The organism is Gardnerella sp. DNF00983, assembly GCF_049244265.1.
Classification (GTDB): Bacteria; Actinomycetota; Actinomycetes; order Actinomycetales; family Bifidobacteriaceae; genus Bifidobacterium; species Bifidobacterium vaginale_J.
In genome coordinates this window covers 1,486,595-1,501,039 of the sequence record NZ_CP058392.1, presented here as the reverse complement: position 1 = coordinate 1,501,039, position 14,445 = coordinate 1,486,595, and the positions used below count along the sequence as shown (strand labels likewise).

Here is a 14,445-nt window from a genome sequence, read left to right as displayed (position 1 = left end):
CAAAGATGAGAAAAAATAGTGAAATGTATTGCTAGTGTCCCTTGACTTTCATAGTCTTGATGTCATGAACATGGTTATGGATATGAACATGCTAATTTGGTTTGCGGTTGCAGCTGTTGTTATTGCAATCTTATTGGTAACAGTTGCAGTGATTTTGCGCATTCACAGCAATAGTCATGGGCCAGTAATTCCTAAAAGCGTTAATAGCTCAATCGATACGAGCAAATCTAAAGCGCGCGGCACAAAACAATCTGAAAAGCAGATAGAAAGTGACGTTGCTGTTGAGCGCAATGAAGAAGCGAAGTCTGAATCATTGCCAGAAAGCACCTCTTCGCGTATTAAGCGTCTTCGCGAACGTTTGTCTCATAGTGCAAATCCATTTGGTCGTGCATTGTTTAATATCATAAGCAAGGATCATCTTTCGGAAGAAGATTGGGAAGATGTAGAAGATACTCTTCTTATGGCCGATGTTGGTTCTCGAGCTAGTGAAGAATTAGTAGAAGATCTACGCAAAGATGCACGCATTGCTGGCACCTCTAGTGCAGAAGATGTGCATTCAGCATTGCGTACGAAACTTTTGAAAATAGTAGATGAAGATGCTGATCGACGCTTAAACGCAGATAAATCAGATGCGCATCATCCTAGCGTTATTATGATGGTCGGCGTTAATGGCACCGGTAAAACCACTACTGCTGGAAAGTTAGCGCGATTGTTTATTGCTAAAAAACGTTCAGTAATGTTTGCTGCAGCAGATACTTTTCGTGCGGCTGCAGCTGATCAACTTGAAACTTGGGCATCTGCAGTAAGCGTGCCAGTTGTTCGTGCAGATAAAGACGGTGCTGATCCTGCTTCTGTTGCTTTTATTGCTGCAAATAAGGCGAAGGAAGAGCAAGCTGATTTATTGATTGTGGATACTGCTGGTCGTTTGCAAAATAAAGCAAATTTGATGGAAGAGCTTGGCAAAATTCGTAGGGTTATAGAAAAAACTATGCCTGTTGATGAAGTATTGCTGGTATTGGATGCTACTACTGGTCAAAATGGCATGTCGCAAGCAAAAGTGTTTGCTGAAGCTATTGGCATTACGGGCGTAGTTCTTACTAAGCTCGATGGTTCTGCTAAAGGTGGAATTGTTATAGCTGTTCAACGCGAACTTGGCGTGCCGGTTAAGCTAGTAGGTCTTGGCGAAGGGCCAGATGATTTGATGCCGTTTGATGCTCAAAGCTTCGTAGACGGTTTGCTCGCTTAATGCTGAACATTTGTAGCTGCACGAATGGTAGTTTTTAATGTTCCATTAAAGTTCTTCTATGAGTTTTGGCTATAAGGGTTTCTCGGTACAATAGTTATATAAGTAATACTTAAGTTGCAACGATGTATTGTTGCGCTGTTTCAAATAATTGAGGTGAAAAATGACCACAATGGATCCGCAATGGGCATTGTTGGCTGGCGCATTGGTGTTTATTATTACGCCGGGTATTGCCCTGTTCTATGGAGGTCGCGAACGCGCTACTTCCATGGTGAATATGATGATGCTTTCAGCTGGCGCTATTGCTGTAACCACACTGGTTTGGACGCTGTGGGGATGGTCGTTAGCTTTTGCTGGCAAAGATATGGCTGGCGGTGTTATAGGTGATCCATTGAGTGGTTTGCTATTCCGTGATTCGATGGTGGCAGATCACGGTGTGTTTACGTCTATGGACGCAAATTCTGGGCTATCTGGCGGCATTCCTGCAGCTTTTCGTTTAGCATGTGCGGTAGTTGCAGTAGCTCTTATCACCGGAGCTCTAGCCGGTCGAGTGCGTTACGCTATTTGGCTTATTTTCGTAGCTGTATGGATTACTTTAGTATTCGCTCCATTAGCACATATGGTGTGCGGTGGTGGCTTACTTTCGCCTAATGGTGCTATTTCACAGGCGTTAGGTATTTCAGTGCATGATTTCGCAGGTGGCTCTATATTGCATATTGCTGCGGCTGTTTCGGCTTTTGCGATTGTTATGATTATTGGCGGACACGCTCACTTCCCTCTTAAGCGCTTTGTTTTGCATATTAAGAAGGTTGCGCATACGAGTGGCAATGCTAATTCTGGAGCTACTAATTCGCGTAATTCTAAAAGTCGTTTATCGCGCGCATTGTGGGCTGATGTTGAGCATGCTAAAAATGCCGCTAGTGAGACTGTTGTCTCTCCAGTTGCTACAGTAACTGAAGTTGCTGCTGAATCCACTGCAACGCAGTCAGCAGTTGAAAATGGTGTTGCTGCTCGCCAGCCACATAATGTTCCTTTTGTTATGCTTGGCGTTTTCTTGATTTGGTTCGGTTGGCTTGGGTTAATGATTGGTTCTTCTGCAGGTGTTCCTGGAGTTGCGGGTTATGCTTGGGTGAGTTCCACAATAACTGCTTCTGCTTCAATGCTTGCCTGGGGCGTGACTGAACGTTTACACTCTGGATGCTTTACTGCTTTGGGAGCTGCGTCTGGCGTCATGGCTGGATTAGCTGCAAGCGCTGCAGCCGCGGATGTTATTGCTCCATTGTGGGCTTTAGTTTTGGGTGTTCTTTCGGGTGTTATTACTTCTTTAGTAACTCACTCTCGTACTTTTGTGCGCTACGATGGCGCTTTGCATGTAGTTAGCGTTAATGGTGTTGCTGCGCTTATTGGTGTGCTTGCAGTAGGCTTATTTGCTGATGGTTCCGGATTACTTGCTGTTGGCGACTGGCATCAGTTAGTTGCGCAACTGTGCTTGATTGGAATTACGGTTCTTTATGCAGGTGCCGTAACTGCAGTGCTAGCTTTTGTTCTTGAAAAGCTTTTTGGATGGCGCATCTCGGAAGCTAAGGAACGTAAGGGCGTTGATTTAGCTGATCAAGGAGAACGTGCTTACGATTTTTCTTCTATTGCACAAAGTCACGATGGCGCTGTAGTTGCTGTTGCAGATGATGATGCAGATAAGACTCAAATGGCTGTTCTTACTTCCGTTGATATTGATATGAGCGAAAATGAGGTTGAACAATCTGATTTTATGGCTGATCAATCTGAGGCGAATTCTGAACAAGGTGATTCTAAGGCTGATGATACTAAATCTGAAGTTGAGCAAAAAGAGTCTTCTTCTGAAGAAGAGTCTGAAACTGTAGAAAAAGATAAACCAGCGCAAAATAATAAGAAAACAGAGAAACGAAATAATAGTGCTAAAGAATAGACGCATGTGCGTAGGCGCTATTGTTTAGAAGCAAGTTCGAGTTTCTGATATAAACCGCATGTCTTATCTAAGATATGCGGTTTTGTTATTTTTGCTAATTTAAAATCAAGTTTTTAATTAATAAGTTATTTTTAGTGAATAAGTTATTAATATGACACGCACGAATTGCTTGATGTGGATAAAAAAGATAAGTTATCCACATTTTAGGCGTGTCTACGTGGATATCACACAAATTTATCCACATAGTGGGGATAACATTGTGGATATCCTGCGGATAACTTTTTAAAATAATATTTTTATTTGCGATTTACACATATTTGTGTTACTTCACTCGCAATTACTTTTGCATAAAATTTGTTAGCAATTGCAATCTTCTTTTATGCAAGCGTGACAAAGTAGCAGTAGAATGAAGCATTATGACAAATCAAAAGTTGGATAACCAGGACAAAAAAGACGTATTGCGCAATATTTGGCTACTAGCCGTACCAACTTTTGGACAGCTCATATCTGAGCCGGCATTTGTACTTATTGACACTGCTATTATTGGTCACATTGGCAAAAGCGCTCTAGCAGGTCTTTCTATTGGATCAACGGTACTTCTTACTACTACAGGTCTTTGCTTATTTTTGGCTTACAATACAACTTCACAGGTTGCGCGTCTTTTAGGCGCAGGTAAGCGTCGAGAAGGTTTTAGCATTGGCATGGATGGATTGTGGCTTGCATTATTGCTCGGCATAATTCTTACAGTCATACTTATTTTCGCCGCTGAACCGTTATGTTACGCAATAGGCGCGCGTGGCTCTACGTTGCAAAATGCTATTGTGTACACACAAATGGTTATGCCCGGATTGCCTGCGATGCTGCTCGTGTATGCAGCAAATGGCATATTTCGCGGTCTTTGCAACGTGCGCATAACATTATTTGCTGCTGTAAGTGGAGCTGTTCTAAATACCATTCTCGATGTAATCGCAGTATTTGGTCTCAACATGGGAATCGCTGGTTCTGGTATTGCAACAATGATTGCACAATGGTATATGGGACTTGTTCTCACCATTCCTGCAGTTATTTGGGCTACTCAAAGTGGTGCGCGTCTCAAACCGCATTTCCAGCATATTCTACATTCTGCTGGAACTGGTATGCCTTTGTTTGTTCGTACACTTGCATTGCGCGTGTGCATGGTAGCTACGGTTGTTACTGCGACTCATCTCGGTACTAATACTCTCGCCGCGTATCAGGTTGCTAATTCCTGTTGGAATTTTGTTATGAATATTTTGGATGCAATTGGTATTGCTGCGCAGACTATTGTTGCTGCAGCGCTAGGTGCAGGCTGTCGTAAGCGCGCAGGAATGATTACGCGTATTTGTGCTCAAGTGGGAGCTGTAAGCAGCGTAGGAGTCGGTTTATTCATGATTTTCGTGGGTTGGAGTTGCGCGCCACTATTTAGTCAGCATACAGATATTCAGTTTTTAATTTCTGTAGGCATGACAATATTAGGATTGTTCTTGCCTCTTGCCGGATGGATGTGGGCACTAGATGGCGTATTAATTGGCGCAGGTGATCACCGTTACTTAGCAAAAGCTTGCTCAGTAATGGCTGCCGTCTATTTAACATTTTTGGCGCTCACAAGCGTTTTTGATGTCGTCGTCGATGCTAATGACGTGGTAAGAACTATTACTTTATGGGTTGTTTTAAATGCTGTTTATATTGGGGGGCGTGCAATAGGCAATAGTTTGCGCATAAGAAATGATACGTGGATGGATTCTGCGCTAAAAATGTAAATAAAGTTTTGTGTTAATACATTTACGTTTTTTCATAATACGTGCGCGCGTTTATACTCGTTTTTATGGCAGATAATGATATGTGGCAATCTACTAAAGGCAATGTTATCCGCGCAGGTAGCAATCGTGGTGGCAATGGTGACGCCTCTGCATATGGTTCTGGCGTTGCAAATCGTGGTGCCGAAGTAGGTGCTACGTTGTTTGATCGTGTGCCTCCTCACGATGTCGATGCAGAAATGGCTGTGCTTGGCGGAATGCTTATGAGCAAAGATGCTATTGGCGAAGTGTCTCAATTGCTTGAAACATCAGATTTTTATTTACCGCAGCACCAAACAATTTATGATGCTATTCTTACGCTTTTCGCTGGCTCACAGCCTGTTGACGTTGTGCTTGTAGCTAACGAATTAATGAAAGATGGAAATCTCGATAAAGTTGGCGGAGCTGACTATTTGCACAGCCTAGTAGCTTCTGTGCCAACAGCCGCAAACGCAATGTACTACGCAGATATTGTGCACCAAAATGCTGTTCTTCGTAACGTTATTACTGCTGGCACAAAAATTGCGCAAATGGGCTATTCTGCATCCGGAGCTCAGGCAGAAGATATTGTAAATCTTGCGCAATCAGAAGTGTATGAGATGAGTGCTGGCAAAGTGCGTCAAGATTATGTTGCTATTGGCCCAGTTTTGCAAAATACACTTGATCAGCTCGATAAAATGCAAAATCACGAACTTGAACAAGGTGTGCCGACTGGATTTAGAGATATTGACGAAGTTACTCAAGGTTTGCAACCTGGCCAAATGATTGTTGTTGCTGGTCGTCCAGCTATGGGTAAGTCAACACTTGGCATTGATTTTGCGCGCTCAGCAGCACTACACCACAATATGACGTCTATTGTGTTCTCTCTAGAAATGAGCAAAGTGGAATTGGCTCAGCGCATTATTGCTGCAGAAACTAATATTCCGCTTGCTGCTATGCGAAGAGCAGAAGATATTACTCCAGATCGTTGGAATACTCTTAATACTTTTTGGACAAAAATGCAAAACGCTCCGCTTTTTATTGATGACAGTCCAAATATGAGCTTGATGGAAATTCGCGCAAAATGCCGTCGTTTGAAGCAAACTAATGATCTGAAACTGGTAGTTATTGATTACCTTCAGCTGATGAGTTCCGGCAAGCGCGTGGAAAGTCGTCAGCAGGAAGTTTCAGAATTCTCGCGTGCGCTGAAGCTTCTTGCTAAAGAGCTTGAAGTGCCAGTTGTGGCTTTGAGCCAGCTTAACCGCGGACCTGAAATGCGAAACGACAAGAAGCCACAGCTTTCAGATTTGCGCGAATCTGGTTCTATTGAGCAGGATGCTGACGTGGTGTTCCTTGTGCATCGCCCTGATTTTTACAACAAGGAAGATCGCCCAGGCGAAGCAGATATTATTATGGCAAAGCATCGTAACGGCCCTACTGACACGTTTAATCTTGCCTTCTTGGGTGCAACTTCCAAGTTCATGGATATGCCGCAAGACTACCAGCAATAAGGGGTGTGATTTAGTATGTCAAGCCGCGACCATAAATCGCATAAAAAGTTGCGCCGAAATTTGCATAAGCATTGGTACAGTTTTGCAATGCCTGCTGTTGGTAAACTTGTTTGCGCGCTTTCTAGGCTGCTACATCATGGTGGAAGCGCATTGCCGGGTAAAGTTATTGAAAGCCTTGATTCTGGCTTTCTAGCGCGTACTCTTGCCGCATTGCCGTACGGAATAGTTCTTATTTCCGGAACTAATGGCAAAACTACCACAACGCGTATGGTAACTTCTATGCTGCGCGACGCAGGACTTAACGTATTTACTAATCCAACCGGTTCAAACTTTACTAGAGGAGTAGTGGCAGCTCTTGCAAAAACAATGCCGGCTTTTGGCACAAAACTAAATGCGGATATTGCAGTTTTAGAGCTCGATGAAGCGTATGCAGTGCATTTTGTAAATCAAATCAAGCCTCGCTACTCTTTATTGCTAAATGTTATGCGAGATCAGCTCGATCGATTCGGCGAAATTGACACAACTGCAAAACTATTAAGTAACGTAGCTGCAGCAACTGAAGGAACGGTAGTACTAAATCGCGAAGATCCACGTATTTGCGCGCTTGCAAAAGTTGTTCCTTCCGAGACTTGTGTGCGGTATTTTGGTTTGGATGACGCAGTAAAAAGCATGTTCCCAACGGATGATGATTTGCACAATACTGCCGAAAAAAGAGAAAATTGCGAAGATACTGCAGAAAGCAAGGCTAACAATCTTCCTAAAGCGGACGTTGTGCTTTCAAAAGTTGGAGACCATGAGGCCGAGTTTATACTTGATGGCAAGCGTAAAACCACATCTGTAAAACTCGACGGTGCTTACAACATTTTCAACGCTGCTGCTGCAGCAGCAGTAGTTCGCGCTATCTTGGCGGACGCTAAAAAACAAAATTCTACGTTGCAAAAATTCGATGACGATGCGCTTATGGAAGCGATTTCGCACGTAACTCCTGCTTTTGGTAGAGGAGAAGTAATTGAAGTTAATGGAGCTCCTGTTGAGCTTGTTTTAGTGAAGAATCCTATTGGTTTTAGACTTGCGATTGCTTCGGACCATCCGCAAAATCACGATACCATGATTGCAATTTGTGACGAATACGCTGACGGTAGAGACATGAGCTGGCTGTGGGACGTTGATTTTGCAAGCTTTAGCGGCACTGGAGTTGCGTGTGTTTCGGGCACTCGCGCATGGGATATGGCTTTGCGGTTGCAATACGATAAGGTTGAGGCTCGCAATGTGAATACGGATTTGGAAGAAGATGCTAAAGCTTTTGTAAATGGCGATTTTAGTGGCAATACTAAAAATGCTAAGCGCATATATTGCACGTATACTGCTATGCTTCGCGTGCGCGCTGCTTTAGCACAACTTGCGGAAGTTAAAGACGTTGGAGTCGGGAAGTAATTGTCATGAATGGTTCCAGTGATATTAGTAAAGCAAATGCTACTTGTGAAGAAAATCGCGTGCTAGATATTGTGTCGTTGTACCCGAAAGACATGAATATTTACGGGGATTACGGGAATGTGCTTACGATTATGCGCCGAGCGGAATTGTATGGCTACGAGCCTGTGCTACACGAGTACAATGTTGGCGATTTATGGCCAGAACACGTGGATATGATTCTTGGTGGCGGCGGTCAAGATCATGGTCAAAGTAGAGTAACTGAAGATTTATTTGCGCGCGCAGACGCGATTCGTGGGCTTGCAAAAGATGGTGTTCCAATGCTTATGATTTGTGGACTTTACCAGCTTTTTGGAGAGTATTTTGAAACCGTTGAGGGGCAAAAGCTTCAAGGAATTGGCGTGCTCGGCGAGCACACGGTTGGTCAAGACGTGCGTATGATTGGAAATCTTGTGGAGCATAGCGCCGATTTTGGCGATATTGTGGGATACGAGAACCATTCTGGGCGCACAAGCTTGGAAGATGGCACGCAGCCGCTTGGCTCGGTTAATAGTGAAAATTGCGGTAATAATGGCAAAGATCACACGGAAGGAGCGCGCAAATACAATGTTATTGGAACGTATATGCACGGCTCAGTTTTGCCGAAAAATCCGCGTCTGGCTGACTTTTTAATTCGTACTGCTGCGCAAAATCGTTACGGCGAATTTTCGCCAAGGCAAACTGATTCTCAACGCGCGGAAATTGCTAAATTAGACGAATTAGCCGATCGCGCTCGCGAAGTGGCCGTGACTCGTCCGCGCTAAACACAAAAGCCTGCTGAACTTGCAAAGTGTTGCAAATCAGCAGGCTTTTTGTAGTTTTTGATTCTAGCTTTTATATTCTAGTTTTCGCTTGATTTGGTGAGTATATTAGTCAATCAAACCATACAAGCGATCGCCAGCGTCGCCAAGACCTGGAACGATATAAGCTTTGTCGTTCAAATGTTCGTCAACAGCGCAAACAACAACCTTGAAATCGATGGAAGGATCAAGTTCCTTCTCCAAGCGCTCTAAGCCTTCTGGGGCTGCCAAAATGTTAATAGCAGTAACATCCTTAGCGCCGCGCTCAGCTAAATAATGCGTAGCGGCAATAAGAGTGCCACCAGTGGCAAGCATTGGGTCAAGAAGGAAGCATTGACGACCGGTCAAATCTTCTGGCAAACGGTTGGCATAAGTGACAATGTCGAGCGTCTGCTCGTCGCGCTTCATGCCAAGGAATCCAACCTCAGCGGTTGGAAGAAGGCGAGTCATGCCATCGAGCATGCCAAGACCAGCGCGCAAAACCGGCACAACCATTGGGCGTGGGCGGTTTAAATGCTTGCCAGTCATCTTGCAAATAGGAGTTTCAATCTCGCGATCGCTAACTTCCAAATTGCGGGTTGCTTCGTATGCTTCGAGGGTTACCAATTCGGAAACCAACTCGCGGAAAATGTTAGAAGGTGTATTCTTATCACGCAAAACGGTGAGCTTGTGGTCCACCAGCGGATGATGTAAAACATGAAGATCCATACCTTCTAGGGTAATGCAAGCATGGCATGTTAAGCTATCGGCGTGCCGTTATTTTTGCGCGAAATATAAACAAATGTGAGTAAAAATATATATTTTATCTAAAATTAGCTAGCAAAATCTAAAATATAAAATCTAAAATATAAAATTCGAGATTCAGAGCAGAAACGATACTGACTTGCGAAAGCGCCTGTCGGCGCAAACGCCGCTCGCAGCGGCAAAAAATGGAGCCCGGGGCTTAAACACAAGCCAGCATCATTTTGAGTATACCTTGTTTTCTATTTTCACGCGCCGCATAATTTTAATCGCAAATAATTTATTCCAACTTTCCTGCGCGCCATAATTTCGCTCCATGAGCAAAAGATAACGAAAGTGCGTGCATATTTGCGGATATGTGCAAAACTTTTGCAATTTTCTGCGTGTGCATTGTATTTGCTTGTTCGTCTAACTTTTTTGCGTAAACTTGCATTCCGCGCGCAATAATCGAAGTAAAAGCTGAAGATCGGTAAAGCGCTACAGCAAAATCGCCTGTAAAAGCACCAGAAAGAATAGAATCTGCAAGTCGCGCAATATCCTCTCCTGTAGGAGCTTCGTCAATCCCTGTAATAGCGGATGCGCTTGTTGTTTCAGGTTCGCCAAGACTCCAATACTCAGCATAAGCTTCGCGCTGTTTTCGTAGCGACATTCGCAATAAATACAGTCGCCACAACATTCCAGGAATAGACTCTGCTTCCGCATGGCTCCACAAATCTGCAATAACTTCAATGCCCTCATTTTCAACCAAATTCAGCACGCGCTCAACGATTTCCGGCGACTGCGTTTTATGAACGCGGTTAAGCAGAACGGCAGCGGAAGTGTGACTAATTTCGTTTACAACCTGCGGATCTGTGCCGCCTTCAATCTGCGCGAGCATTGCAGGATCCATTTGTGCAGGCCGGCTTGGGCGGGCAGCTCCTGTAGGGCTTGGCATAAAAGCAGATCTGCTTGAATGAATGGAACTCGATTTTGAATTTAAACTAGTAGACACTTGGAAGAACCTTTTCAATATCGATAATGCGAGCACCTTTAGGTGTATTAATTATGTGCAAAACTATTGCGCTTCCTGTAGGCATGTATGGAGATTTTTGGCTGAGTATGCGCTTGTGTGCTCTAGGTTTTGTTATTTCGCGCAAATAATCGAAGAAAGTGCCAATAACCGGGCGATGTAGGCACATGATGGTTGCGTTGTTAATTGTGCTTACGTTGTTGGCTGTGCTTACATTGCTAGTTTCGCTTGCATTTTGTGCGTTGTGATCAAGATTTTGTATTTCTTTTGTAAGCACAGATAGCGTAGATTTTGGTTGTTTTTCGTGATGATCTTCAGTAAGTTCCGCAACCTGTTCTATTGGGAGTGAAGAGTCGTGCGCAAAAGCTGCAACCGTTTCTACGCAACGCTTCCAAGGAGACGATATGATTTTATTCGGCGCGTAGCAGGCAAGCTCACGACCTAAAGCGTATGATGCGGCTGCTCCAAGGGGTGTGATTGGTCGAGTCGCTTCGCTTCCTTGCCAAGTTTTTCGAGACTCAGCTTTTCCGTGACGCACCAAAAGCAGCGTGCTGTATTCTCCTTGACCTGCGTGGAGCTTTTCTAAGAAAGCGTCTAGCACTTCGCGGTCGCTATCGTGCGTAAGTTTTTTGCGCGCTTGAGAAGGAGTAAGCCATAAAACATTGCCAATTTCAGTAGGCTTAGCTGGCTTAATTGGTCCGAAAGCTGGTAGACGCTTCGCTGCAGTTGGCTTGTCGATTAAGTGCATCATCCAGTAGTGGATTCGCTTTATTACTTCCGGCTGAGAATTGCGATTTTGGTTGCTATTTGATGAGCTGTTCTTGGAAGTTTTTTTGCCTTCGCGCTCAAGCGGATACTCTATTTTGGCAATGTGTGGGCCTAGTGTGACTGAATATCCTGTTTCTTCTCCAACTTCGCGCACGGCTGTGTGGCGATGCGATTCGTTTGGCTCGTTTTTGCCTTTTGGCCAGCTCCAATCGTCATATTTAGGACGGTAGACTAGGCAAAGCTCAAAATCATCGTCGCTAGACCTTATTGCGCTGATTGGCTTATTTGCATGGTTTGGATTTATTGCATTGCTGCCTGTTTTTGCCTCTTCACCTGCATTTGAGCTGTTTGTAGTATTGCGCTTGCGATAAATAATTCCGCCAGCTGCTTCAACGTATTGCGTCGTTACTGCACTCATATTCACTATTTTAGCGGTTTTCTTTCGCAAATTTTAGTTGTGCTGTAATCTTTTACTTTTGTCACAGTCATAGCATTAGCAAAAGAGCTGTTATTGTTTTATAATCCTTAAATTTGCTAAAACTGGCAAATGGTGGCGTAAAAAACATCCCAAAACTGGCAAATGGTGTTGTAGAAATTTCGGCTATTGCCGGCAACGCTTGAAATTTAGGCGGTTTAGAAGGAGCAATAAACACAACAAGAGCCAGAAACATGTTACTGAATCTGGCTCTTGCTCATCGTTTGTTAGTTATTTGCGATTAATTTGCGCCGCGAGGCTTGCGCGTATGAGTATGGATTAGGTAAGCCTGGCTGTCCACGAGCGGACGGCCTTCCTTATCGCGAGAATGCAAGGTATACGTGCCGTCGCCATCCATCCACCACGAAACAGTAGAATCAGCCATTTGCAAATCAATGTACTGAATCAAAGCTTCAACCTGATCAGGCGCGCTGATACGAACCAGAGTTTCAACGCGGCGGTCAAGATTGCGGTGCATTAGATCAGCCGAGCCAATCCACACTTCTGGACCGCTTGCAGGACCGTCACCAATCTGCGGACCGCAAGAATTAGCGAACGCGTAAATACGGCTGTGTTCAAGGAATCGACCAAGAATAGAGCGCACACGAATATTGTCGCTCAATCCCTCAATTCCAGGCTTAAGCGAGCAGATACCACGCTCAACAATATCAATCTTTACTCCAGCTTGAGAAGCTCGATACAAAGCGTCAATAGTCTGCTCGTCAACCACAGAATTGACCTTAATCTTAATCCAAGCTTCCTTGCCGGCAAGAGCTGCAGCTTCCTCGCGCTGAATTCGCGCAATAATACCAGTGCGAACTGTACGAGGAGCAACAAGCAGGCGGTGGAAACTAGACTTCGGTGCATAACCAGAAAGTTGATTAAACAAGCGAGTCAAATCCTGACCGACTACAGGATCGCAAGTAAGCAAACCCAAATCCGTGTAAAGGCGAGCAGTTTTAGGATTGTAATTACCTGTACCAACATGGCAGTATCGGCGCAACCCTTCTGCTTCCTGACGAACCACAAGAGAAAGCTTACAGTGAGTCTTCAAACCAACAATGCCGTACACAACGTGAACGCCTGCGCGCTCAAGCTTACGAGCCCAAGCAATATTTGCGTCCTCGTCAAATCGTGCCTTAATCTCAACCAGCGCAAGCACCTGCTTGCCAGCGTGAGCCGCATCAACAAGAGCGTCAATAATTGGCGAATTGCTAGACGTACGATACAAGGTCTGCTTAATTGCAAGCACTTTTGGATCCGCAGCAGCCTGAGCAAGGAATGCCTGCACAGAAGTAGAGAACGAATCGTAAGGATGATGCAGCAAAATGTCATGCTCGCGAATCGAAGCGAAAATATCTTGCGCGTGGCTAGTTTCAACTTCCGCAATCTGACGGTTCGTAGTAGGAATGAACGGACGATACTTCAAATCTGGGCGGTCAAGCGCCTGCAATTCAAACAATACCGTCATATCAAGCGGCGAAGGCAAACGATAGACTTCCTCAGGGCTTACGCGAAGCTGATTTGCAAGCAACTGAGAAAGGAATGGGCTGGCCTCGTTAGAAATTTCCAAACGAATTGGAGGTCCAAAGCGGCGGCGAAGAAGTTCCTTCTCCATAGCATTGAGCAAGTTTTCTGCGTCATCTTCCTCAACATCAATATCCTCGTTACGTGTAACGCGGAAGGAGCGGGCTTCCTTAATAATCATGCCTGGGAAAAGCGATTCCAAGTGTGCTGCAATCAGCTTTTCCATTGTGATGAAGCCGTAGCGCTCTTCGCGACCTTCTTCGTCTGTTAAATCGTCAACTGGTACAAGGCGATTCAAATTATCTGGAATTTTTACGCGTGCAAAATGCGACTTTCCAGAATTTGGATTTTCGACGATAACAGCCAAGTTAATAGACTTGCCGGAAATGTATGGGAATGGGTGAGCAGGATCCACTGCAAGAGGCGTAAGAACAGGGAAAACTTGCTTTTTGTAGTAATCAGACAAACGCGCTTTTTCTGATTCTGTAAGCTTATCCCAGCTGAGCAAAACAATGCGCTGTTTGGCAAGCTCAGGAAGAATGTGCTCAATAACATAGTGAGCGTGCTCATCTTGGCGGCGGTGAGTTACCTCACTAATAGCGCGCAATTGCTGACGAGGGCTTAAGCCGGATGCTGCAGTTACTGCTATTCCGGAATCTATTCTGCGCTTTAATCCTGCAACTCGAACCATAAAGAATTCGTCGAGATTTGACGCAAATATAGCAGCAAAATTAGCGCGTTCAAGAAGTGGCAAATCTGTATTCTGAGCCAACTCAAGCACGCGACGATTGAACTTCAACCAGCTTAATTCTCGGTCGAAGAAACGATCTTTTGGCAACGGTAGCTCACCCTCACGAGCTTCACGCTTTTCTGCCTTTTCATCTTCGGCGATATGCTCTGCAATTTGACCACGCAGAATCGCCTTTGAGGGAGCGTCAAAAATTTGTACCATATTCTGTAATTGTATGCGTTGCAAGGGAAGTGCGCGACTGAGTGTCGATTTTATTCGCTTGCTTTGCGCTCCAAAAATATCTTGCGACACGCCGGAGTGTGTCTCATGCGAACGTAATTTAACATGACAACCTTTGCATGTTCACAAAATGCTGCAAGAGTTGCGATTTTTCGTGTGCAATTGAACAGTAGTGACAATATGTTAACAAAGG

General features: G+C 44.5%; 10 protein-coding genes. 6 read left to right on the top strand and 4 right to left on the bottom strand.

The window, feature by feature from the left end; genetic code table 11:
- Positions 1-64: 64 nt before the first annotated feature.
- The 6 genes from ftsY (at position 65) to HXT34_RS05880 (ending at position 8,726) form a co-directional block, all read left to right on the top strand.
- Positions 65-1,246 (top strand): signal recognition particle-docking protein FtsY, encoded by a 1,182-nt coding sequence (gene ftsY / locus HXT34_RS05905; protein WP_415687070.1) that lies wholly within the window; start codon positions 65-67, stop codon positions 1,244-1,246.
- 160 nt (positions 1,247-1,406) lie between these two features.
- Complete coding sequence (locus HXT34_RS05900) at positions 1,407-3,188, top strand: ammonium transporter (protein WP_415683173.1); 1,782 nt, start codon at positions 1,407-1,409, stop codon at positions 3,186-3,188.
- 416 nt (positions 3,189-3,604) lie between these two features.
- A complete protein-coding gene (locus HXT34_RS05895; RefSeq protein ID WP_415683174.1) occupies positions 3,605-4,966 on the top strand; it encodes an MATE family efflux transporter in 1,362 nt (453 codons plus the stop codon).
- A gap of 65 nt (positions 4,967-5,031) precedes the next feature.
- On the top strand, positions 5,032-6,492 hold the full coding sequence (dnaB, locus tag HXT34_RS05890) for a replicative DNA helicase (protein WP_032835455.1): 1,461 nt from the start codon (positions 5,032-5,034) through the stop codon (positions 6,490-6,492).
- 15 nt (positions 6,493-6,507) lie between these two features.
- Positions 6,508-7,926 carry a MurT ligase domain-containing protein gene (locus HXT34_RS05885; protein ID WP_421784827.1) on the top strand — a complete coding sequence of 473 codons (1,419 nt, stop codon included), beginning with the start codon at positions 6,508-6,510 and terminating at the stop codon, positions 7,924-7,926.
- 5 nt (positions 7,927-7,931) lie between these two features.
- A complete protein-coding gene (locus HXT34_RS05880; protein ID WP_421784825.1) occupies positions 7,932-8,726 on the top strand; it encodes a type 1 glutamine amidotransferase in 795 nt (264 codons plus the stop codon).
- Between the two features lie 105 nt (positions 8,727-8,831).
- Here HXT34_RS05880 and upp read toward each other — a convergent pair whose 3' ends face one another.
- The 4 genes from upp to HXT34_RS05860 form a co-directional block, all read right to left on the bottom strand.
- Positions 8,832-9,470: a uracil phosphoribosyltransferase gene (gene upp / locus HXT34_RS05875; protein ID WP_004136544.1), complete on the bottom strand. Its 639-nt coding sequence runs from the start codon at positions 9,468-9,470 to the stop codon at positions 8,832-8,834.
- Positions 9,471-9,783: 313 nt separating this feature from the next.
- Complete coding sequence (locus tag HXT34_RS05870; RefSeq protein ID WP_415683538.1) at positions 9,784-10,437, bottom strand: thymidine phosphorylase; 654 nt, start codon at positions 10,435-10,437, stop codon at positions 9,784-9,786.
- A 46-nt stretch (positions 10,438-10,483) separates the two neighbouring features.
- Complete coding sequence (locus tag HXT34_RS05865; protein ID WP_421784823.1) at positions 10,484-11,698, bottom strand: NUDIX hydrolase; 1,215 nt, start codon at positions 11,696-11,698, stop codon at positions 10,484-10,486.
- A 298-nt stretch (positions 11,699-11,996) separates the two neighbouring features.
- Entirely contained in the window at positions 11,997-14,234 is a 2,238-nt protein-coding gene (locus tag HXT34_RS05860; RefSeq protein WP_004119572.1) for an RNA degradosome polyphosphate kinase, read from the bottom strand.
- Between the last annotated feature and the right edge of the window lie 211 nt (positions 14,235-14,445).